We start from the raw sequence: 21,620 nt of genomic DNA on the forward strand, positions 1-21,620 counted from the left end.
TCATAGTATCAGATCAACTCTTTGGAAGGTATATTCAGCACGTTAAAACTCGCGTCCCTTCACCCTGCTGATGTCAAAGATTGCCTTTTCTGAGACATGCATCACGGCAAAGACTCCCGCCTGGATTGGGTCGGTGACCACAAGATCCGCATGTTTTGTGACGCTCCCTGCCATCTTCAGGGCAATCACCGGTATTCCTTCTGCCTTTACGTTCTCGACAGCACGGCTGATCTTTCCGCCCATGATCGATCCGGCAAGCACAAGGATCGAGGCACGAGGCAGCCGTGTCACCGCATCAACTGCGAGTGCCAGCGTATCTTCCCCGACAAGCGGGATGGTATCGACCGAGATCCGTTCTCCCCGGATATTATGGCGATCCGCCTCATTCACAGCACCCATTGCCACCTGTGCAACCTGGGCGCCGCCGCCGATGATGATCACCCGCTGCCCGAAGATCTTCGAGAACGTCTCATGGGTTTCGACCTCAAGAATCTGGGGGAGGGCAGTCAGCGCAGCAACGATTGATCCGAAGTTGTCATCAACCTCGATCTCAAGATCCACCCATGCAAGGCCGGCCTCAGGTCCGCGTTTGATGATCTCCTGCTGTATCGTCAGAATATTCCCATTATGTTCGGCAAGAGTGGTTGCGATATCGCGGAGAACGCCTTTTTTGTTCTCGGTGATCAGGCTGATCGCATAGCTTGAAGAAGAGTCCATTGTCGCAAGGTTACCTTTTTCCCGGAATATACTTCCGGATATTGTTTTTCTTGTTCATGTACAGTTCAGTGTTCATCGAGTCCATAGTACCCTTCGATCCGTATATACATGGTTACTGCGGGAGGAGAGAAAACAATATCGGAAGTGCATTCTCTGGATGAGGAACCGGGCAGTCTCAAAGCATGCCTGGAAAATTCGGCATCTGGTTTTGATGGATGGCTCTTTCTGATCTGAAATATGAAAAGAGGAGAATACTCAAAGTCAGAGAACCTGATTAACGGAATTTTTAAATAGTCAGGATCGCAATTCCGTATTGATCCATTATGGAATCAGAAGTTATGACCCGGGGCGGGCTGTTGGCCCGCGGAATCTTTGCCCTCATCATTGGTGTCCTTTGTTTCACTATTCCGATCGCGATGGAGGCGTTATTTGCTTATATCATTGGAATCTTCCTGATAGTCATCTCGATTGTCACCGGCGCAGTCTCCATCAGTGACACCGGGAAAGTGCACTGGGGTGTTCTGATCCTCTCAATACTCGGATTGATCGTCGCAATCCTCCTCTTCATGACCCCGTTTGTCATGTTCGTTGCCCTGACTATCCTTGTTGCTGCCTGGGCGATTATCACGGGAATTGCAGAGCTTGCCCTTGCATTCAGCCTGGATGAACTGCCCTTCCGTATCATGCTCGGCATCGGCGGTTTCTTCTCGGTGCTCTTTGGTATCCTGATCGGATTTGCACCACTCCCGATGGACGGATCACTCATCCTGATCATGCTCATTGGAATCTACTTCCTGATCATGGGCATCCTGAGCCTTATCACCGGCCTCCTGATGCGGAAAGGCGAAGTGATTGTATCAGTCTGAGTAATCACCGAGTCTCCTGATGGTCTGATCACCCAAACCCCCTGTGAAGGATAAGATCTCGCATTCGGCAGCTAATTTTTCACGCATAATATTTTTCCACCCCAGACCCGAACAGCCGCGTTATATCCTGTAATTCATCTGTATAATTGAGAATACGGCATTCAACCCCTGCATCAGTCACTTCTTCAATCTGCCGAACCCGCCTGAAGAGATGGTAGATCCGTTTTGTCGTCGGTTTGTCGGTCTTCTTCTTGACATCACGAACCGTCTTCTTCTGCTCCTTAAGGATCTCCCTGATCTGCCATTGAGTAACCGTGTACACCATTAGACTGAGCACCATTAGCATTGAGACTGCGGCTATTCTATTCGGGTTTTTCAGAAAGATCTCTGAGATATGGAAGCTATTATCCTTTAAAAACCGGAAGCCGCGTTCAACTGCACCCTGCTCCTTGTACCAGTCGAGAAGTGTATCAGGATCGATCTCACAATCGTTTGTGGCGAGAATGAACCGTCCAAGCCGCTCTTTCTCCCGGTGCACCTCATCATCATTAAACATCAGCTTACAAGAGATGAGGAAGACCTCCTTCAACTCCTCTCCAATTTTTGGCCGCCCCTTCTTACCATCTGCACGACGGTGCTTGGTTATCACAAGAATGTTGCCAGGTAGGTATCGGTGATGTTTTCCAAACCATCGTTCAAGTTCAGCACGTGCATCAGTTTCACAGGCATATTCATGAGAAAATATCTTTTTCAGAGCGGTTTCATCCTTTTTTCGTTGCTTTTCTATGCGGGATGTGAACTTCTTTTCCGATCTGGTTTGTTGATCCCGTGAATGGTACAGCACCCATTTCTGAGGGATATCAGCATACCCAGATTGGAGTTCGTGGTAGTGATACCGGTCATCGGCACAGGGTTGCCAGGTGACGCCTTCCAGGTGAATGAGTGTTTTTGCTTCTTTAATCGTGTTTGGAACATGAGAGATCCAGTAACACTGGGTTCCCAGGGTTTGGAGATTTAATTTCGTATAAAACGCTGAATCTGCGATATGGTAGATTCGTTGATCGGTCACCAGATTATTCCGGACAGCCTGAATTGACCTGAGAAGGGATTTTTTATCCGAGGCATTCCCGGAGAGGGGTTCCATGAAGACGGGAATGCCATGCTGGTTGGTGACCAGGGTTATGACGAATTGGTTGAGATCGTTTCGGTGATCTTTGGAGTGGCCACGGACAATCTGAATTAGTCGTGTTCCAAAATCACTGTCATACTCTCCTGTTACCTTAAAAGAGCTTGTATCATGATGAAGTCGAGGAGAGTCCTGAGGTTTGGGAGGTTCGGGTGTGAGCTTTTTCATCATGGTGAGGCTGATTGCAGTGAAGAGCTGGGTCGGGTTAAACCGTGCAATTGCATCCAGCGTCTCACCAAAGAGAGATTCATTAAGATGATCAGGATGGATTCCCGGACCAAGGAGTCGTTCTGTTGCAATATCATCGAAGTAATCCGGCATGATATAGAGCCGCCGCTCCACAAAGCCGAGAGAGTTGAGGAGAAGTGCTTTGACAGCGGTGCCATGGGAGACGATGTGATGCCGTTTCTTGGGTATGAGTTCGTCAATGAGATCGCCGATCCCAAGCGAGTCATACACACCGGCAACGAGCCCAAGATGGGATATTGTGACATTCGAGCCATCTACAAGAGCCATAGTAGAACAATTGAATATTAAACATGTACTCTCATATAAAACTATGTACGTAAATGTTTGATAGTTGGATCTTTACTGCCGAAGACCGGATAAGATCGTTTAATGGGGGAACCTGGGTGAGGAAACAAAGGAGGGGGAATCTGAAGGGGAAATGAACTCCACCTCCTCATTTTCAAGTAATAGCCTCATGATGTGTAACTGAGCGTTTCAGATACATCCACTTCTTCTGGTGGAGCGTAAAGACAGGTCTTAGTACAATTTCTCTTTCTGCAAAGAATCTGTTTGGAAATCTCCGCCGTTTCGGAAGCGCCAACTCAACCTCTCTCCCATCATTTCTTTGTTCTATAAGCCTGCATGGGGTGCCTGGGATTTGATGGGAATGTATATTCAAGGATCCCGTTTTTAATCATAGGAGAGAGATAATTCTGAAATATCCATTTTTTATTTCTTTTTATGATCGTGGCAAGTTCATCCGCAGTATAGATCCGAATACTACAGAGCTCTACAATGACCTGTTGCACCCGCTCCGGCGGACTTCTCTGCCCGAGATTCCCGATGGCTTCTTCAAGCATGGTAGGTATGCCCTCAGGCATGGCAGGTAAGCTCTCAGGCATGGTAGGTATGCCCTCAGGCATGGCAGGTAAGCTCTCCCCTTCATCTGGGATGTTGGTGTCTCTGTGCATGAGTTGCTCCCTTCCGATGCCCTCTCCCTTTTCAACAGGTCTCGTCTCCTCCTTTCCCTCCGGTTGACGTATTTTTTCAGTGGGGGTATAATATGTCGCTGATGCGTGGGGATGCTGGTTTAGAAACCCCAGGTTACGTAGCCGCCGTAATGTTCCGCTTGCCTTTAGGGTGTTGAGACCTGTAATGTCCCGGCAGACAGCGTTGTTAATTGATCCGATCTCACGAGCATGAATCAGTATCCTGACTTCATCATCGCTCAGATTCAACTCTTTGAAATGCTCAAGCCACTTAATATCCTCCAGATCGAGGAAATGGTGCATAAGAAAGGTTGCTGTGAAGAGATCCTGTTCCCGGTTAGATTCGAAGGCTGGTGGAGAGAGATGTGCATCCTTCATGAGATGACGCATAACGCGTATTCCGCTTCCTTTACTCTCTGCGAACTTGGTTTCGTGTAGAACACCTGCAATTATTGGATTGCGAGGAGTTGAACCCGGCTCGCCGAGTATCTCAACAGGTTTGAGAGAATGGCCGGGATTTCGTATTTCAAGCCGGTTTGCATATCGTATAACCTGTACTGGACTGTTGATCCGATAACTTCGATGCATCAGGGAGTTAACAAGTGCTTCACGGATTACCCGAGGAGGGATGCGAGGTTCCTCCTGTCGCATGAGGCCGTCGGAAGTAAATGTGAATGCACGAGGAATATCGTCCATAATTGCTGCCTGTCCTCGTGTTAGAAGGCGAAAAAGAGGCTCGCGCATCTCTATTGCTTCAAATGGATGGTTCGGATCTTCGATCCAATCACGCCCAGCAACGCGGAGATAATCAAGGCGTATCATCGGAAAAAACATTCTGAGTGCCTTCCTTGAGCCAAATAGAAGAATTCCTGCCACAGTTGGCCGAAGTATTTCTCTATCATTTTTGATGCAATGAAGTGATTTGAGGAGGTCAGCATCGTTCCAGTGGAGTTCTTCAGCATCAGGGTCAACAACAGAACGAATACGGCGGTACTCCGCGATAGCCTCACTATCAAGATCTTCAATTGTTGCATCTGTGAGGATAGTTTCATCGTAGGGACGCTCTCTACCTTCTTGATAAATCAGTTGAAGATCATCATCGGTACAATGTTGATTTGTTGAACCGATACGGCGGAAAGCTCCTTTAGGTAATCCCATTTTTTTAAAGAATATTGGCTTATCTCCCGCCTGGGCTTCAGAGATGAACACTCCTACAACTGCTCTTCCTTCAATTGTCTCAACGAAACATTCCGGGCGGATTACGCGATTAAAACGGGAAGCGCACTGTTCAGCAATGTCATGTTGGATTTTATCAGGGTTGCTGATACCTGTTATGCAATATTTATGCTTTCCGGGTTCTTTACACTCATGGACACCAAGAAGGAGAAATCCTCCTGACAATCTGGGCTCGTTGGCAAATGCACATATCGTTTCCATGACGGATGTGCTGACCTGACTGGCAGTTTTTGCTTCAATGCGTGGATGCTCGTCAAGTTCATTTAACTGGCTGAAGAGATCAGAGCATTTCATTGAATCATCTCAAATATCCTTACAATGGGGTAAAGAGGGCAAGCATCACTTATAAGAGTGAGTTAATATTGTCGCACCTGAATCAAGGAGGAGTGATGATCTGATGCATATACAGAGGAACTTCCCTCAATGCGATAACCGGGATTCGAACCCGGGCTAGAGGCTTGGGAAGCCCCTGTCCTACCACTAGACTATTATCGCGCTTCCTCATTTTATCTGTCTGATCACTTATAGAAGTTATCGTTTGTATGCCCCATGTACTCCCTGATGGAGGGGAAAAAGGGGGTCATCCCCCGCAATTCTTTGAAAATCACTCTTCCCGTGGCTCTTCAGGGGGTTCTTCCGATGGTTTTTCAAACATCTGAAGTATCGAGAGCGCGATCTTTTTGAATGCATCAGCTTTGACGATTGCAATTCCACGATCCTCGTCCCCGAGAACTATCAGCGTATCCCCCGGTTTGATGTCGAATAATTCACGCGCCTCTTTCGGAATAACGATCTGGCCCCGATCACCCACCTTTACAGAGCCAAAGATATGCTTCTTCTCATCCGGGTGGGAATGGTTACAATGATGGTGATGAAACATCTGATTCTCCCTCTCTCTTCATTTCTATTGATGGGGTACATCTCAGGAATGCTTTCTCCTCAGATATAATATCCCAGAGTCCTGAGCCTGAGATGATCTGCCTCGTTCTGTCACGGGGTTGGTGGCCGTCGTCGATGATCAGTATGCCATCTGGTTTTGTGATCCGCAGCAGCTCTTTCAGAAATGCAGCGGTATCCGGAACCATGTGGAACATATCCAGTGCATAGACGAGATCAGCTGATCCTGTTGCCAGCCCTGAGTTGTACCCCTCTGCCAGCACGGGAATGATTCTGTGCTGTCCGGTCTTTGTGATCCGTTTTGAGACGGATTCAATAGCACGCTCATGAATATCCACCGCATACACAATGCCATCCGGACCGGCGAGACGGGCTGCACTGTCAAGATAGCCTCCGGGACCGCACCCGTAATCAACAACCGTCATACCGCTTTTAATGCCAAAACGGGTTACTTTATTTTCAGGCGGATAGAGTCTGTCCCTGATACGGAATAAGAATGCCATTGCAGAGAAGGCCGGATCAGGTATCCGATAGACGGAATCCCTGGAATCATGGCTATTGCCGGTCATATAACCACCACTCTGGTAAGATGGAGTTCAGGGCTCAGGCCATCCCGGTTTGGGATCTGAAGTGTTGGTTAAAAATTCATGTAATTCATACTTTTCATACTAATATGAATGTTCATACTTTATATCTTTTGTGATGATGGACTGCTGAGGCTGATGAAGTGGTTCTCTTTGCCGGAACTCAATGGGTGAGCCAAAATGTGAAGTCAGGTTCAAAAGGGGATTGTTGTGATATGATAGATTCGTCTTTTGGATACCATCAAAATGGTGTTATTGGTATGTGTATTTCGAGAGCCTTGCTCTCATGCCGGGGGCAGACCCGCATCATAGCGTGCCTGGATCTCTGCCTGCGTGAAGGCACGCTCATATGTGCCGAGGCCGCGGATCTCGCCGCCGAATTTTCTCAAGCATTGATGTTGGGCCGGGCCATTCTATTCCGGCCGGACCGCCAACCTGATATCTGCCCGGAGATGGGATGATTGTTCCCTTAAACCAATCGAGCCTTGATGGCCGCCCCATCCACATAGATGCGCAGCTATCCTGCATCCTGGTTATATACGCCAACCACATGATATCAGGTATCTCTCACCGGGGATGTGCTTGAGCGAGTAAACTGTCGGTTGGCATCTGTTGTCATGGCTACTTCTGATTGCGGCAATTGATATGATATTCACCCAAGCACAATAATCTCTTGTATCCGGTCCTGATTGAGCTGTAGTTGTATCTGTAATCTGATCACTTTCGCTCCATCAGTTGACTCGATGATGATTGGTGATACTGTTGCAGTGCCGACACCGGCAAAGTTCCGGTTTATGTATGTCAGGGTTGCTCTTCCATCACTGCCGATATTTGGACTCCATACTGCATCTGCTGAAATGACGACTCCTTGATCAACAAGGGCATTGCCCGCCCGCTCAAGAAGCGAGATGGCTCCCGGCAAGCTCCCATCATATGGGGTTCCATCCGGGTTATTGACCTGAAAGGTAATTGTTGTCTGTGTAAAGCCAACCAGCTCAATTGCCTCAGGTATTGGTGCTGGCGTTGGAACAGGCCCATGCAACATGCCCTTTACAGTCATCTGCTCCATAAAAACCAGGAGTTGGGAACCAATATCCACCGCAGTGATTGATCGTTCACCTGGTGCACACCCAATACCAGAGTTGACGGCAACCGCCCTGTCCTTTGTGAGCCGGGGGCCGTCAGGTGTATTGAACATGAAGATGCTCTCGCCCGGCCTCCAGTTCATGGGGGCAAGAGGAACTACACGGATTCTCTGCCCACCAATTGTGACGAAGAGATCAACTGCTTTTCCCTGTTCTGCGCCGGTTGTGTTCAGGGTAATCGTATCCCCGCCCCTATGCCGGAGTTCAATATAGGGTGTGCCATCGGGATCATGGACTTCGGACTCTATTGCGAGATAAGGAGGCTGGATAATTGTGGGGGCAATTCCATAGACTGATCCATAGATGACGATAGCAAAGAGGGAGGCGAGGGCTATCATCATGACTACGCCAATTACGGGGGAGACTGCGTCGTTATTAGTGGTTTTCATCTATTTTCCTGTTGTATTCTATTCTGTATTGTTCTTTTAAAAATTGGGTGCAGGGGGTTCAAACACCTCTTAATCAGAATGGATAATCATTTGGATCTCCAATATACTGGTCAAGGTTCTTGAAGGTGACTGTTGTCCCGCCACTTGTCACATAGAACCCGTCACGGGCAATGACAAGACCTTCAAGGAATGCTCCGTTAAAGGTTACCCTGCCATTTGGTGCATAAAATACGCCGGTAACGCCACCTCCTCCCATTCCGGTAATGGTTATATCACCAGTACGTGCGATGATGATCACATTCGTTGCTGTGGGTCGCCAGCTTGTAGATGAATAGCTGTCAGCAAATATTTTCATATTGCTCGTTAAAGCTCCCCCAGAGACGTACCCGCGTGGGTCATACCAGTCAGCGGCTTTTGTCGGAGGGATCTCCTGATCTGGCATGTCGAACCCGGGAACTGTTGCCTGGTGGATGCATTTGGCAAGGATATCTGCCGGGTAACTTGCTGGATGAGTAATTGTCCCGGTATAGTAAATGCGTGAATCCGGAGCAAGTGTTGGCGTATATCCAAGGTTCAGATTGCCATTGACATACACATTACCGAATATATGAGCATCTTTTAAGTCAAAGTTGCCATCAATATAGACATCCCCATAGATATGCCGCTGCCCTTCCCAGAGTCTCGTATCACCGTTCACGTAGATATTTCCAGGTTGAACTGATGATCCAAGCCCTGCACTTCCACCATCGAGATTCACATTTCCATCAATGTATATGGTTGAAACTGCAACAGCTGCGCCCTGATTTAAATCTGAGGTGATAAGGCCGCCGGTAATCACAATCGTTGCTCCTGGCCCTGTTACGCCACTTCCACTGAAACTGAGTACATTCCCATATACAAAGACATTCTCATCGATGACAAAGTCAACGAACGACTCTCCTTCGACTGTGATATAATCGATCTTCGTCACGGTCACGTTCGCATCCAAATTATTCACATCCTTCTTCGTCACCGTCAGGCTGACAGTATACGTCCCTGGTGTCACATAGGTGTGGGTGGGGTTCTGTGCTGTCGATGCCCCTCCGTCCCCAAAGTCCCATGCCCATGCAGTCGGAGAGTGTGTGGTCAGATCAGTGAACTGTACCGCAAGCGGGGCAGTGCCGTTGGTAACATCAGAGGTGAAGTTCACCACAGGCGGGCACCCTGCATTATATTTATCCAGGATCTCCTGCGGGGTGAATGCCCGCTCATGTGTCCCAAGGCAGAGGATGTTGCCACCAAATTTTCGCAGCTGAGCCGATGGCGGTGGACTGGGCCAGTTTATGCCGGCAGGGTCGCCGATCTGGTATAAGCCGGGCGATGGGATCAGTCCGAGGGTACTTACCGAAGCACTGCTCTCTTCAATTCCATTTACATAGATGCGGAGGTGTCCTGTCTCCTGGTTGTAGACACTGACAACATAGTACCATATTCCCTCAAGGGGGGTAGTTGTACTCTGGCGGAATGTCCTGACATTATTTGCAGTACGTATAGCAAATTCAAATTTGGTATTCTGCTGATCATGCTGGAAGTGATAGCGGCTGTTGGAATCTGCATTCCCATCGACCACGATCGTTGCCCAACGCTGATCATTATTATCCGGTGTTGGGTTCCTGTTCCACCTGACCCACGCCTCGGCTGTAAATCCACTGACTCCCGGGGGCTCAAAATTCGCCACAAGAGTCACGTCTTCAGCTGGCATAGTGTAGGTAAAGTTCGCATTGAGACTCTCTACGTTGCCATTCTTTGTCCAGTTGATAAAGGTGTAGCCTGAAGATGGTATAGCAGTTATAGAAACAACATCTCCTGCCTCATACATGCCTGAGCCATTGATTATTCCACCCACCAATGGATCGGCAACAAGTGTGAGAGTATATTTCACCGTTGGATCCATCTCGAAGTTCGCCACCAGCGTCACACTTTCTGCTGGCATGGTATAGGTGAAACCTGATGATGCACTGACCAATACGCCATTTCTTGTCCAGCTGATGAACTGGTAGCCTGCATTGGGCTGGGCAGATACGGGAACCTCTACTCCTGCCTCATACACGCCTGCACCAAAGACCGATCCCCTCTCTTCCGGGTCAGGAACTAGCGTCAGACTATATTTCTCCGTTGGATCCGGCCACGGGCCTGGCGGTACCCCGATATCCCCGATTGTGAATAGGAGTGCCGGGACATCCGGCCCGGTATGGACGATCTGCACACTGATATCATCCTGATAGGAAAAGCCAGGAAGATTCAGCCTGAGCCAGTCTCCGGTGCCAAACTCCGCCCAGCTCGAAACCTCCTCTTCACGGAAAAAATCCCCTGTCCGATCCACACCATCCACAAAGATCCTGGTCTTCTCCCGGAAGAGCATATCTCCTCCCCGGTTGATCAGAACCAGTGCACCTGAGTCATTATGAATATCCACCCGCAGCGCCGGCACCTCCGCAGGCGGCCCCTGGGAGAGGAGGGTCACCCCGACGATCCCGATGACGAGGACGATCAATGCGGAGAGGATCAGCGTGCCAACTAGTTCTGAGGAGGCGAGGCAGTTTAACCTATATTTTTTTTCCATGTCAATTCCGAATCATATATTCAAAATTCCATTCTGATAGATTACTGTGTTGCCAACTTCCACTTGATCCGCCTGACCTACAAATGAAATTTTATCATTGCTTTGTTTTGGATATTTTAAAACAAGTAAAGTTGGTTCAGCTGGCTTAACATTTGTGAGGGTAATTGTTGTAGAATTAGTACTATCTATTATTGTATGATTTTTTATTATTAATCGTGTATGTCCAAGATTATTTCCCTTTGAGGTAAATGTGAGACTAGATTCATAGTCTTTAAATGAAGTTATCCAGCTATCTATTAAATCTCCAGTTAATTCCACCCCATTTCGGTAAATCTTGGTTCCATACCCTTCTATGGTCCATCCTTTACTACCAACAGAAAACAAATCTGCGCTTGGCTGACTCTTTTTTCCAAATTCTATCGATAAGGTATCTCCAAAATTTAGATCAACTTGTTTAAGGGGATCCGTAGTTGTCAATATATATGATCCTGTGCTGTTAATAGTTAAATTTACAAACCCACCCAACGATGACTGCCCGCCAAGTGACATTCGATTAAAATAGATTGCATCAGATTGTAATCTCTCAGTGAAGTTATCAACAACGAATTGTGGGTCACACCCCCCTGGCTGTGGCGGCTCAGGCGATATAGGCGCCGGTCCTGGCGTGATAGGCACCCCCCCTCCGGTCACCTGTCCGATACTAATCTCGCGGATAAGATTCTGCTGCCCGCCGCGGGTAGAGATGATCTGAATGCGCTCCGGCTCTTCCAAAACATCCGAAAAAGTCAAACTCCCTCCAATTCCCCATTCTCCTCGATAGATTGGACTGCCCCCATCAATCAGGATATAATACTCCCCTGGTGCCATCAGATCCCCGCCATCGTGCTGGAGGTAAAGGACTTTGCTTGTTTCATTATATCCTGCAATCACATTCAGATCCTGTGTCTGCACAGGCGGTGGCTGAGAGAGGAACCCGACACCAATAATTGCGACAGCAAGGACGACCAGAGATATCAATAGAATTGAACCAATGACTTCCGATACAGCCTCATACTGCCTCTGCCTCATTATTCTATCACCGATGCAATTGACTGAACTGAAATGACTAAATCGACAGTACCATAAATAAGGGTGTTATTCCCATCCGGACGGGATACTGAAACAGTACTTCCACTTTGGGTAATAATCACATTGTCTGTGTTTAAACCTGCAAGCGCCCGTCGCTCCTTCAGTATCTTTTCCCATCCAATCGCTGCAAACTCGTCCCTCAGCTCGAATGTAACTGGCAAGGTTCCAGGAATTCCGGTGGTTACGTGATTTAACTCCGTATCTATCCTGACCGGCCCCTGCCCGGACATCCCCGATTTAGCCCTTGATGATATTTGCATAATCACCGCATCGTTTCCTTCAAGATTAAAATTTATCAATGGAGCAACCCTTGCAACCGTTCCGGCTGGCTGACGGAGAAAAACCCCTCCCATCTGATAGTAATAAGACTGCGGTATCCAGTAGTTGTTCGTTGTCTCAAATTCCAGAATTGCCAATGGGAAATGCTGCTCGTTATTATGGACGTCTCGAATAATGATGAATTCACTCTTATTTGTCACCACAATCGCCCCGGTAGATCCAACCGGGCTCATCACCGGAAGAAACAAACCCCCCGCCTGGGTGGTACCACCTTGCGACCCGAGTACCAGAGAATTGGAAAATGTCATTCCGGTCAGTGACTTATCGTCATTATGATTTACCCACAGCGAATCCGCTGTCACCTTATATTGCGTGAACCAGTTCCGGACATAGTTCATATGCTCGATCTCCTGCTGCCGCCCTTCCGCAGGAACCACATAGACCATCCAGAGGGAGAGGAAGATCATGAGAATAGCAATAATCAGGATGAACCCAATCACTTCAGAGAGGGCATCATCCGATCGTGGCAGGGTCGATCGTGCAGTCTTCGACCCAGCAGTACCAGACCACCCATTATCTGATCGTACATTCCGGGACCGGCTCAATCGCCTCGGCATGATGATACATAGCATCATCATAATGAAAAAGGTACTCCTCAGGATACCTCTCTTACCCCGGCATTGCCCTCCTTCCACATGCCCGGCTCTCCCCGCCACCCGTCCGCATACTGTTTTACTCATACACGATCAATAGAGAAGCAGAGATCCAAATGACACTCCCCACCCCACTTTCAATCCACATACAAAATCCCACACCCGCGAGGCGATCCCATGGACAATGATGAATCCGTATCCGGCCTCATGGAGCGGGCCGAGACTCTTCTGCCGGAGAACTTAAGCGACGGGTGTATCCTCTGCTACCAGGGGGCAAAGCTCGTCCTCTTCATAACCGGCCTCTGCGACCGCACCTGCTGGTACTGCCCCCTCTCGGTCGAGAGAAAAGACCTCGATGTAGTCTTCGCAAACGACAAGCCCGTCTCATCAGATGCCGACCTAATCACCGAGGCAGAGGCGATGGATGCGCTCGGCACCGGCGTCACCGGCGGCGAGCCCCTCCTCTTCATTGATCGGACAGTTCACTACTGCAGGCTCTTAAAAGATCACTTCGGCAGCAATCACCAGATCCATCTCTATACCGGCCGGGCCCCGACAGAGGCAGATTTAGCCGCACTTCAGGGGGTTGTTGACGAGATCCGGATGCACCCGCCATATGAAGTCTGGGAGCATATCATGGAGACGGACTATCCGGAATCCGCACGGCGAGCAAAAGAGATGGGCTTTGATATCGGGATTGAAGTTCCTTCCCTCCCCGGTATCGGGAATCTCAGGCCGATTTTGCCGCTGCTTGACTTCTTCAATATCAACGAGCTTGAGTGGGGCGAGACCTGTGCAGACGAGATGCGGAGGCGTGGCATGGAGTCGGAAGAAGGGCTCTATAACGCAATTAAAGGGGCAAAGCAATGGGCTGAAGAGATCACCGATGATCCGAAGGTGCACTATTGCTCTTCCGGCTTCAAGGATGCCGTCCAGCTGAGGGAGCGGCTCATACGAATAGCAACTATGACCGCCCGGAACCTCGATGAGATCACCGATGACGGTACAATCGTCTATGGAAGGATCAGATCCAACACCGATCTCAGCCATCTCCTCGCCATATTCGAAGAGGGGAGTTACGAGCTCCAGCCGGATGGCAGCCTCGAATGCGAATGGTGGCTCCTTGATGATCTGAAAGGAACACCCGGCCTTGAACTTGAGATCATCGAACGGTACCCAAATAATGGCATGATCGTGGAGATAGAACCGCTATGACACTCAGATCCCTCCTGGAACCCCTCTACTTCCGGATCCTGAAGTCGACCATCACCCATATCCCGACCCATATCGCGATCATCCAGGATGGAAACCGGCGATATGCAAAAGAGATGGGGCAGAAGACGGGGTTCGGGCACCGGCAGGGGGCCAACACCACCGAGACGATGCTCGAATGGGCACGGGAATTTGGGATCAAACATATCACCCTCTATGCCTTCTCAACCGAGAACTTCCGGCGGAGCGATGAAGAGCTTACAGAACTCTTTGAACTCTTCAAGGATCGGTTCTTAAAAGTACTCACAGATGAGCGGGTACACAGAAACAAGATCCGGGTCAGGATGGTCGGCGACAAGACCCTTCTTCCGGACGATGTCCTCGCATGTGTCGAAGAGGCAGAAGAAGCAACAAAAGAGTACAGCAACCACTACCTCAATGTCGCCATCGCCTATGGGGGCAGGAACGAGATCGTCCATGCCGCCCGCCGCCTCGTCTCACAGGTCCGGGCAGGCACCCTCAGATCTGACGAGATCACCCCGGCAATGGTCGAGGAGAACCTCTACGGCGGCCTCGGGCTCCCGCCGGTTGACCTGATCATCAGAACCGGGAACGAATACCGGACCTCAAACTTCCTGCCATGGCTCGCAAACGGTAACGAATCTTCAGTCTACTTCTGCGCACCATACTGGCCGCAGTTTCGGAAAATAGATCTGCTCAGGGCGATCCGGGTCTATGATCAGAGAAGACGTTCAGGCTCCAAAGCGTCGTGCCCGTGACTGGAAATCCCTGATCGCACGGAGCAGATCGGTCTTCCTGAAGAACTCCCAGTTTACATCCAGGAAGAAGAGTTCGGAATAGACCGACTGCCAGATGAGAAAATCGGTGAGGTAGCTCCCGCCAGTCTTTATGATCAGATCGGGTGCGGATCTGAAGGTGAGATGCGACTCGATCGTCTCCTCGGTAAGATCACATGGGTCAACTCCTTCATCCGCTATCTTTTGAATGCTCTCTGTGATCTCCTCCCGGCCACTCCTGCCAACGACGATCAGAACCGGGAGGCCCTCTCCTGAAAGAAAGACCTCATCTTTGAGATGCAGCTCGAGACGGGCATGCCGGGAAACCTCCTTCAAGTCATTAATAAAAGGCATCACGCAGGAGATATCGTCTGTGTCGATATGGAAAGTCAGCATCCCGATACCCGGGACACCCTCTGACCACCTGACAACATCGTTGATCCGCTCAGGCGCAGAACGGAGATCGAATGCCGTCAGCATAAAACAGATCTCGCGGGGGGGAGTTGTGATCTCCCGCATCAGCAGGTATTCATAGAGCCTGTGTATCATCTGAAATAGTCCAGTAATCCGGATAATGAATAGGTATTCAGAATATCGCGGGCTCCGCACCAGCCACGCCGGGCTGTCGTCACGCCATATCTCATCGCGGCAAAATCTCCCGGCCCATGGGAGTCGGTCCCGATTGCAATCTTCACTCCTAGTTCTTTTGCCGTCTTCAAATAAATATCATCAAGGTCGAGCCGGTATGGTGAAGCATTCAGTTCAACTGCCACCCCTGCCTCTCGTGCAGCCTCAAGGATCCGTGGAATATCAATTGCAGACGGCTCCCTTCTGCCGATCAGCCGCCCGGTCGGGTGGCCGATGATATCGACATGCTCGTTTTCTATTGCTGTTATCACTCTTCTTGTGATCTGATCGCCTTCCTGGTGAAGTGAGGAATGAACCGAGGCGATGACGAGATCGAGATCGGCGAGTACAGAATCAGGCAGCCCGAGACTCCCGTCGGTCATGATATCCACCTCGATACCGGCGATTGTCTGGCATTCATGGTTTCGGTTTGCGATCTCGATCTCATGTGCCTGTTCGAAAAGCCCCTCAGGTGTGAGGCCCCGTGCAACACCGAGTGAGGCAGAATGGTCAGAACAGAGGATATAGTCATATCCAAGCGCATCTGCGGTTGCTGCCAGCTCATCAACCGAGAGCGATCCATCTGATCCGGTTGTGTGGGCATGGAGATCCCCCCTGATATCTGATAGCTCAACCAGCTGTGGCAGCGTTCCGGCTTCTGCGGCAGCAACCTCGCCACGATCCTCCCGGAGCTCAGGGGGAATGAAATGGAGGCCAAGAAGCGAAAAGACCTCATCCTCGGTTGCACACCGGGTCATCTCCCCGTTCTGTTTATTCAGCAGCCCGTATTCATTCAGCTGCATCCCACGTGCAATTGCCCGCTCACGGAGCCGGATATTAAACTCCTTTGATCCGGTGAGGTACAGAAGCGTCGCACCAAACTCTATTGTATCTGCAAACCGTACATCAACCCGTTTCCCCCGATAGAAGAATGAAGTCTTCTTCATCCCCTCATCGATCATCTCGCTGGCAATCTTCCGGATCCTGGGATTGACCGATTGCGCAGGCTCGGTCGTCACAATATCGATATCCCCGACTGTGCTCCTGCCGCGCCTGAGCGACCCGGCATACTCAAATGTCCCCGGAATGAGAATGGCAGCAACCTCTCCGGCAATCTCTTCTGCCTCCGGGATGAGCATCCTCCCGGATCGGTTCTTATAAACCCTGACCGCCCGGAGGATCTCGTCTTCCTTCTTCTCACCAAATCCCCGCAAACCCCGTATCCGGCGCCCGCGGGCGGCGGTTTCAAGCTCTGCAATCGAGGTGATATTCAGGTGGCTCCAGAGCTTCTGCACCGTCTTTGGCCCGACACCATCCAGCTCAAGCAGTTCCGGAAGATCAGGGGGCACCTTCTCCATCAGGGATTCAAGTTCAGAGCAGGTTCCGGTCTCAGCAATAGCAAGAATGGCTTCTGATGTCCCCTTCCCGATGCCATCAAGTGCCATCAGTTCATTTTGGGTCATTGTCAGAACAGCGTGCGGGCTCCTCCGCACCGCCTCTGCTGCGCGCTGGTATGCACGGACTTTGAATTGATTCTCACCGATTACGAGAAGGAGATCGGCAACCCTCTCAAGCACCCCGGCAACCTCCGCGTTCACCCCGCTTCCCATATCCGGTATTGGTATCCATCTCCTTATAGATGCACGCATTTCCTCCAAATGGCATACTATATCATTTACGACTCAGATACTCTGTATATGCAGACCTCTCTTGAGGAAGATCTCCTTGAAACCATCCTTCGAATTCAGCAGGATGGTGACGTTCCTACACAGGAGAGGATTTTTTCTCATCTCTCTCAACCGGAGGCATCAATTTCCACTGCACTTGAACAATGCATGCATCAGGATCTCATCATCTCCGGAGGCTCCTCCGGCTACCACCTTACACCGGCAGGAAGAAGAGCTGCTGAGATGATCGCACGAAAACATGCTGTTCTTGAATGTTTTCTGAAAGAGACACTTGGTCTTGAGGCAGAGGCTGCCTCCCGTGAAGCATGCCTCCTCGAACATGATGTCTCCGAAGAGACGATCGACGCCCTTGATTCATTCATACAGTCAAAAGGGGGAAAGTGCCGGGGGCACTACAGGCGTCCCTGTCCCACCCCTCCGGAATCAAAACCACTCATCTCCTTCCCGGAAGGCGAGCCCCTTATCGTCACCTTTGTCCGTTGTCCCGGACGTCACCGGAGACTTATTGATCTTGGTGTTATCGAGGGTGAACCGATCATTATCCGGAGAAAACTTCACAATGAAGCCGTCGTCATCTCGGTGAAAGGGTGCGATATCGCCCTCTCCCCCGAAGTCGCCTCCGAGATCCATGCACGGAGAAGGGTATGACCGGACGCCTCTCCTGCGCGCTCATCGGAAACCCGAGTGTCGGGAAATCACTCATCTTTAACCATTTGACAGGCCTTGGTGTTGAAGTCAGCAATTATCCCGGCACCACCGTCGATCTGATGCGTGGAAATGTCTGTTTCCAGCGCGAGATGATCGAACTCGTCGATCTCCCCGGAATCTATTCTCTTGAAGGCGAATCTGAGGAAGAGACGCTTGTCCGGGGAATTTTAAGTCGGAAGGAGGTGGATATCCTCATCGCTGTCCTGGATGCCACCCATCTCGAACGGAACCTCTACCTCCTCCTTCAGGTCGCAGAATACAAGATCCCGATGGTTGTCGTCCTGAACATGGTCGATGAAGCAGAAAAGTTCGGGATAGAGATCGACTATGACCTCCTCTCAGAGAAGATCGGATCACCGGTCATCCCGACGGTTGCATCTGAGGGGAAGAATATGGAGGCGATCATCGATCTTGCACGGGGAGAACCCCCCATCCCGACAGTCAGTGTTCCCTACGATCACCATGTCGAAGCAGCTGCCCGGAGCCTCACCAAGATCTTTGGTATCGGGAGAAGTGCTGCTCTCCAGGCACTCGTACGCCCTGAGGGATCTGATGATCTCGCTGACTCGGCGCAGGGGCTTGGAGCTGAGATCGAAAAGCGGCATAATATGACGCCGCACCAGATCATCGCAACCAACCGGCACAACTTCTCACATGCACTGGCAGGGGAGGTAACCGAGCAGCACTCCCGCCCTCCCCGGTTTGATCTTGATACGATTCTGACACGGTCATTTCCCGGTATCCCCATCCTGATTGCGATGATCATCGCCATACTCCTGCTTGTATTCACCGCAGGCGCATTCTTTGAAGAACTTATCGTTACCTTCTTTGATACATATGCGATAGAACCATTTCTCGCTCTTGATCTCCCCGGAATCGCCTCAGCTGTCGGCCTTTCCATAATCATTGCCCTTCAGGCAGGCATGGGGATTGCGTTTCCTTATGTCTTCATCTTTTACCTGGTCATCTCGATCATCGAGGATTCAGGGTACCTCACCCGTGCCGCGTTCCTTGCTGACCGCTCGATGCACAGGTTCGGAATGCATGGGCAGGGGATCATCCCGATGGTTCTTGGGTTTGGATGTAGTGTCCCGGCACTGATGAGTGTCCGCCTCCTTGCAACCCGAAGAGAGCGGATCATTGCCTCGGTCCTTGTCACAATGATCCCCTGCTCAGCAAGAACCGTTGTCATATCAGGGATTGTTGCCTCCTTTATCGGTCTTGCCGCGGCATTCTCCGTCTATGGAATCGTCTTCCTCCTCGTCTTTGCAACCGGGATCGTTCTCTCGAAGGTGACTCCCGGCCAGCAGTTTGGGATGATCCTTGAGATGTCGGCACTCCGGGTTCCCCGGCCCGATATGGTTGTGAAGAAAGCCTGGTCGCGTCTCTCGGAATTTCTTTTCATTGCCATGCCGCTCCTCCTCGTGTCCAGTGTCTTCCTTGGGATCTTTGAGTATCTCGGATTCGTGTCGGCATTCCAGGATATCATAACCCCCTATTCCGAGGCTGTCCTCGGGCTTCCGGGATTTGCCGCGACCGCCCTTCTCTTTGGCATCCTCAGAAAAGAGATGGCATTTGAGACGCTGGCCGTTCTTGCAGGAACTGCAGATCTCGGCGCAGTCCTCTCGGGTGTGCAGCTGTATATTTTTGCGGTTGTCTGTGTCCTATTTATCCCCTGTATCTCAACAATTGCCGTTTTAATCAGAGAAATTGGAAAACGGTGGGCGATACTCATATCTTTGTATACTGTTGCCCTGGGTATCATCGTAGGAGCATTGTTAAAAATAGGGATGACATAACACGTAGTATATTATGTACAGCTACCAGTTCGGTATCCCTGCACTCGATGATCAACTCGGCGGATTGACCTCGGGTGCGAACGTACTCATACTGGCACCTCCTCTCTCTGGTGCCGAGAGGATTGCGTATAATCTCTCGTTTCCTTCTGAAAACGAATACTCGGTTCTTCTCTCGACAGATGAACGGGCATCTGAGATCCTAAACTTCTTTAAGCTGAATGGAACGGAGAGGAGAGCCCTTGCGATCATCGATGCTATCACAAAAAGCGATCTGCCGAACGTGCCTGATACCGACAGGATGAAGTTCGTTGCAAGTCCGGTTGATCTGACCGGCATCAGCATCAAGATGAGCAAGATGTTTGCGGGCATCGTCGATGAGAGCCTGAAGAATCCAAAACCCGGTGTTTTTCCGCCCCCGATTCGGTTCTGTGTAAGCTCTCTCTCAACATTTCTGATGTACAGGAAACTGGAGGTGATGTATCAGTTTGTCCACGTCATCTCTGCCAAGATCAAGAAGAACGAGTGGATCGGGCTTTATACCTTAAACAACGAGTCATTTGATGCCCGTACCATATCGGTGATTAAACAGCTGATGAACGGGGTGGTTGAAGTGAGAGAAGGGAAAGATAGCTTTGAGCTGAGGGTTGTTGGCCTTGGAGGACGGATGACTCCATGGCTTGCGTATTCATTTGATCCGAATGGGAAACTGGTGGTGGAAGGATGATATATACTGGAATTGATGCGCTGGATGGATTGCTTGAAGGAGGGATTCCTGATGGGAGCAGGGTTCTTTTTTCGATCGAGCCGGAGGCAGACGGACAGCATTTCCTGATTTCGATGCTCCATACTGCTGTCGTTTCCGGCAGGAAAACACTGGTTATTGCGCCGTTTACCAGTAAAGATGCCTACTTTAATGATATTGCAACACAGAGCCATTATCATCTGGATTGTTATGATGAACTGATCAGTTTCCTTGACCAGTCTGATGTCGAAGCAATCACGAGACAAAATCCTGACCAGAGTGCATGCAGGGCAGCATGGCGGGACAGAATCCGGAGCATTGTCAAAGAGGAAGATATCGACGTTATCGTCGTCTATCTTGATGTCCTCTCCGACTACTTTGAATTTGCCGGAGCAGTCTCGCTCTTTGATGATCTTGGATCAGATAAACCAGTCACCATCGCCTTTGAGTATTTCAATCTCTTTGGTGATGAGATGCTCAACTCAATCCTCAGCGAAACTCCCTGTGATCTCGTTATAACCCTTCAATCGGGAGCGGGAATTGTCTCTTTCTTCAACTACTTCACCCTCCATACCGTATCATGGCTCCCACTCCCGGCACGTTCACTCCCCTATATCGTCACCGAAGGCCATATTGTCCCTTATATCCCGAAGATCGTGGTGACCGGCCCCTCAAACAGCGGCAAGACGACTTTTGTCAAGAATATATCAGAGAGCGGCATGTCAGTCGATCGCCTCGGGGTACTTGGTACACCGACAACCGTTGCTCTTGATATCGGCCATATGGCAAGCAAGGGTTTTGATATCAATATCTACGGCACTCCAGGCCAGGAACGGTTTGATCCGATTGTTCCCCAGCTGGCACGCAATGCGATGGGCGTCATCCTGATGGTGGATGTTACACGCCCCGATCAGATGGCACGGGCATTGAAACTGAAGACAATAGTCGAGGGAAATGCTGTTGTTCCAGTGATCGTCGTTGCAAATAAAGCTGATCTTGAATATTCGATTAATGAGGAGGAAATACGTTCTGCTCTTGAGATCGGACAGGGAACACCGGTATACTTCATATCGGCAACCGACCACAGGCAATGCCGTGATATCATCGATTCAATGGTCGATCAGATCACGCGATTTGAGTATTGAGGA

The 21,620-nt window shown here is 50.0% G+C and carries 18 protein-coding genes and 1 tRNA gene; 7 read left to right on the forward strand and 12 right to left on the reverse strand.

Annotated elements, in window-relative coordinates; translation table 11 throughout:
• Positions 1-42 precede the first annotated feature (42 nt).
• On the reverse strand, positions 43-717 hold the full coding sequence (locus ACYUBO_RS04295; protein WP_300329755.1) for a DUF5612 domain-containing protein: 675 nt from the start codon (positions 715-717) through the stop codon (positions 43-45).
• 323 nt (positions 718-1,040) lie between these two features.
• Between ACYUBO_RS04295 and ACYUBO_RS04300 the strand changes: the two genes are divergently transcribed.
• Positions 1,041-1,583 (forward strand): HdeD family acid-resistance protein, encoded by a 543-nt coding sequence (locus ACYUBO_RS04300; RefSeq protein WP_460372628.1) that lies wholly within the window; start codon positions 1,041-1,043, stop codon positions 1,581-1,583.
• Between the two features lie 79 nt (positions 1,584-1,662).
• Here ACYUBO_RS04300 and ACYUBO_RS04305 read toward each other — a convergent pair whose 3' ends face one another.
• The 9 genes from ACYUBO_RS04305 to ACYUBO_RS04345 all read right to left on the reverse strand — a co-directional run bounded on the left by ACYUBO_RS04305 (position 1,663) and on the right by ACYUBO_RS04345 (position 12,863).
• Complete coding sequence (locus ACYUBO_RS04305) at positions 1,663-3,285, reverse strand: IS1634 family transposase (RefSeq protein WP_460372630.1); 1,623 nt, start codon at positions 3,283-3,285, stop codon at positions 1,663-1,665.
• A gap of 329 nt (positions 3,286-3,614) precedes the next feature.
• The gene (locus ACYUBO_RS04310) at positions 3,615-5,516 is read right to left on the reverse strand and encodes a DUF8451 domain-containing protein (protein ID WP_460372632.1); all 1,902 of its coding nucleotides are present in this window, start codon (positions 5,514-5,516) and stop codon (positions 3,615-3,617) included.
• Positions 5,517-5,646: 130 nt separating this feature from the next.
• Positions 5,647-5,717, reverse strand: a tRNA-Gly gene (locus tag ACYUBO_RS04315).
• Between the two features lie 109 nt (positions 5,718-5,826).
• Positions 5,827-6,102, reverse strand: a complete 276-nt coding sequence (locus tag ACYUBO_RS04320) for an AbrB/MazE/SpoVT family DNA-binding domain-containing protein (RefSeq protein WP_460372634.1) — start codon at positions 6,100-6,102, stop codon at positions 5,827-5,829.
• The gene (locus ACYUBO_RS04325) at positions 6,080-6,688 is read right to left on the reverse strand and encodes a class I SAM-dependent methyltransferase (protein WP_460372636.1); all 609 of its coding nucleotides are present in this window, start codon (positions 6,686-6,688) and stop codon (positions 6,080-6,082) included. The genes ACYUBO_RS04320 and ACYUBO_RS04325 overlap by 23 nt, the downstream gene beginning before the upstream one ends.
• A gap of 667 nt (positions 6,689-7,355) precedes the next feature.
• Positions 7,356-8,237, reverse strand: coding sequence for a type IV pilin domain-containing protein (locus ACYUBO_RS04330; RefSeq protein WP_460372638.1), 882 nt, complete (start codon positions 8,235-8,237; stop codon positions 7,356-7,358).
• Positions 8,238-8,310: 73 nt separating this feature from the next.
• Entirely contained in the window at positions 8,311-10,839 is a 2,529-nt protein-coding gene (locus tag ACYUBO_RS04335; RefSeq protein WP_460372639.1) for an InlB B-repeat-containing protein, read from the reverse strand.
• A gap of 12 nt (positions 10,840-10,851) precedes the next feature.
• Positions 10,852-11,907 (reverse strand): type IV pilin N-terminal domain-containing protein, encoded by a 1,056-nt coding sequence (locus tag ACYUBO_RS04340; protein WP_460372641.1) that lies wholly within the window; start codon positions 11,905-11,907, stop codon positions 10,852-10,854.
• Positions 11,907-12,863, reverse strand: coding sequence for a hypothetical protein (locus tag ACYUBO_RS04345; protein ID WP_460372643.1), 957 nt, complete (start codon positions 12,861-12,863; stop codon positions 11,907-11,909). Before ACYUBO_RS04345 ends, ACYUBO_RS04340 begins: the two co-directional genes overlap by 1 nt.
• A 213-nt stretch (positions 12,864-13,076) precedes the next feature.
• On the opposite strand from ACYUBO_RS04345, the gene ACYUBO_RS04350 reads away from it, so the two are divergent.
• Together ACYUBO_RS04350 and uppS are read left to right on the forward strand one after the other, a co-directional pair.
• On the forward strand, positions 13,077-14,114 hold the full coding sequence (locus ACYUBO_RS04350; protein ID WP_460372645.1) for a radical SAM protein: 1,038 nt from the start codon (positions 13,077-13,079) through the stop codon (positions 14,112-14,114).
• On the forward strand, positions 14,111-14,890 hold the full coding sequence (gene uppS, locus ACYUBO_RS04355; protein ID WP_300332041.1) for a polyprenyl diphosphate synthase: 780 nt from the start codon (positions 14,111-14,113) through the stop codon (positions 14,888-14,890). Before ACYUBO_RS04350 ends, uppS begins: the two co-directional genes overlap by 4 nt.
• Here the strand turns inward: uppS and ACYUBO_RS04360 are convergent.
• On the reverse strand, positions 14,864-15,457 hold the full coding sequence (locus tag ACYUBO_RS04360; protein ID WP_460372647.1) for an undecaprenyl diphosphate synthase family protein: 594 nt from the start codon (positions 15,455-15,457) through the stop codon (positions 14,864-14,866). The genes uppS and ACYUBO_RS04360 overlap by 27 nt on opposite strands.
• Positions 15,454-17,184, reverse strand: a complete 1,731-nt coding sequence (gene polX, locus ACYUBO_RS04365) for a DNA polymerase/3'-5' exonuclease PolX (RefSeq protein WP_460372649.1) — start codon at positions 17,182-17,184, stop codon at positions 15,454-15,456. The genes ACYUBO_RS04360 and polX overlap by 4 nt, the downstream gene beginning before the upstream one ends.
• A gap of 48 nt (positions 17,185-17,232) precedes the next feature.
• Between polX and ACYUBO_RS04370 the strand changes: the two genes are divergently transcribed.
• From ACYUBO_RS04370 to ACYUBO_RS04385, 4 genes are read left to right on the forward strand one after another with little or no spacing between them, the layout of a single operon-like run.
• Positions 17,233-17,871, forward strand: a complete 639-nt coding sequence (locus ACYUBO_RS04370) for a metal-dependent transcriptional regulator (RefSeq protein ID WP_460372650.1) — start codon at positions 17,233-17,235, stop codon at positions 17,869-17,871.
• Positions 17,868-19,730: a ferrous iron transport protein B gene (gene feoB, locus ACYUBO_RS04375; RefSeq protein WP_460372652.1), complete on the forward strand. Its 1,863-nt coding sequence runs from the start codon at positions 17,868-17,870 to the stop codon at positions 19,728-19,730. Before ACYUBO_RS04370 ends, feoB begins: the two co-directional genes overlap by 4 nt.
• A gap of 13 nt (positions 19,731-19,743) precedes the next feature.
• A complete protein-coding gene (locus ACYUBO_RS04380; RefSeq protein WP_300333579.1) occupies positions 19,744-20,454 on the forward strand; it encodes an RAD55 family ATPase in 711 nt (236 codons plus the stop codon).
• Complete coding sequence (locus ACYUBO_RS04385; RefSeq protein ID WP_460372654.1) at positions 20,451-21,617, forward strand: GTP-binding protein; 1,167 nt, start codon at positions 20,451-20,453, stop codon at positions 21,615-21,617. Before ACYUBO_RS04380 ends, ACYUBO_RS04385 begins: the two co-directional genes overlap by 4 nt.
• The last annotated feature ends 3 nt before the right edge of the window (positions 21,618-21,620 follow it).

The organism is Methanocalculus sp. MC3 (assembly GCF_054767395.1).

Coding starts and splice junctions, on each gene's coding strand:
- ACYUBO_RS04325 (WP_460372636.1), bottom strand. CDS start 6,688: ATGACCGGCAATAGCCATGATTCCAGGGATTCCGTCTATCGGATACCT.
- ACYUBO_RS04320 (WP_460372634.1), bottom strand. CDS start 6,102: ATGTTTCATCACCATCATTGTAACCATTCCCACCCGGATGAGAAGAAG.
- ACYUBO_RS04335 (WP_460372639.1), bottom strand. CDS start 10,839: ATGGAAAAAAAATATAGGTTAAACTGCCTCGCCTCCTCAGAACTAGTT.
- ACYUBO_RS04385 (WP_460372654.1), top strand. CDS start 20,451: ATGATATATACTGGAATTGATGCGCTGGATGGATTGCTTGAAGGAGGG.
- ACYUBO_RS04360 (WP_460372647.1), bottom strand. CDS start 15,457: ATGATACACAGGCTCTATGAATACCTGCTGATGCGGGAGATCACAACT.
- ACYUBO_RS04370 (WP_460372650.1), top strand. CDS start 17,233: ATGCAGACCTCTCTTGAGGAAGATCTCCTTGAAACCATCCTTCGAATT.
- polX (WP_460372649.1), bottom strand. CDS start 17,184: ATGCGTGCATCTATAAGGAGATGGATACCAATACCGGATATGGGAAGC.
- ACYUBO_RS04350 (WP_460372645.1), top strand. CDS start 13,077: ATGGACAATGATGAATCCGTATCCGGCCTCATGGAGCGGGCCGAGACT.
- feoB (WP_460372652.1), top strand. CDS start 17,868: ATGACCGGACGCCTCTCCTGCGCGCTCATCGGAAACCCGAGTGTCGGG.
- ACYUBO_RS04330 (WP_460372638.1), bottom strand. CDS start 8,237: ATGAAAACCACTAATAACGACGCAGTCTCCCCCGTAATTGGCGTAGTC.
- uppS (WP_300332041.1), top strand. CDS start 14,111: ATGACACTCAGATCCCTCCTGGAACCCCTCTACTTCCGGATCCTGAAG.
- ACYUBO_RS04345 (WP_460372643.1), bottom strand. CDS start 12,863: ATGCCGAGGCGATTGAGCCGGTCCCGGAATGTACGATCAGATAATGGG.
- ACYUBO_RS04380 (WP_300333579.1), top strand. CDS start 19,744: ATGTACAGCTACCAGTTCGGTATCCCTGCACTCGATGATCAACTCGGC.
- ACYUBO_RS04310 (WP_460372632.1), bottom strand. CDS start 5,516: ATGAAATGCTCTGATCTCTTCAGCCAGTTAAATGAACTTGACGAGCAT.
- ACYUBO_RS04300 (WP_460372628.1), top strand. CDS start 1,041: ATGGAATCAGAAGTTATGACCCGGGGCGGGCTGTTGGCCCGCGGAATC.
- ACYUBO_RS04340 (WP_460372641.1), bottom strand. CDS start 11,907: ATGAGGCAGAGGCAGTATGAGGCTGTATCGGAAGTCATTGGTTCAATT.
- ACYUBO_RS04305 (WP_460372630.1), bottom strand. CDS start 3,285: ATGGCTCTTGTAGATGGCTCGAATGTCACAATATCCCATCTTGGGCTC.
- ACYUBO_RS04295 (WP_300329755.1), bottom strand. CDS start 717: ATGGACTCTTCTTCAAGCTATGCGATCAGCCTGATCACCGAGAACAAA.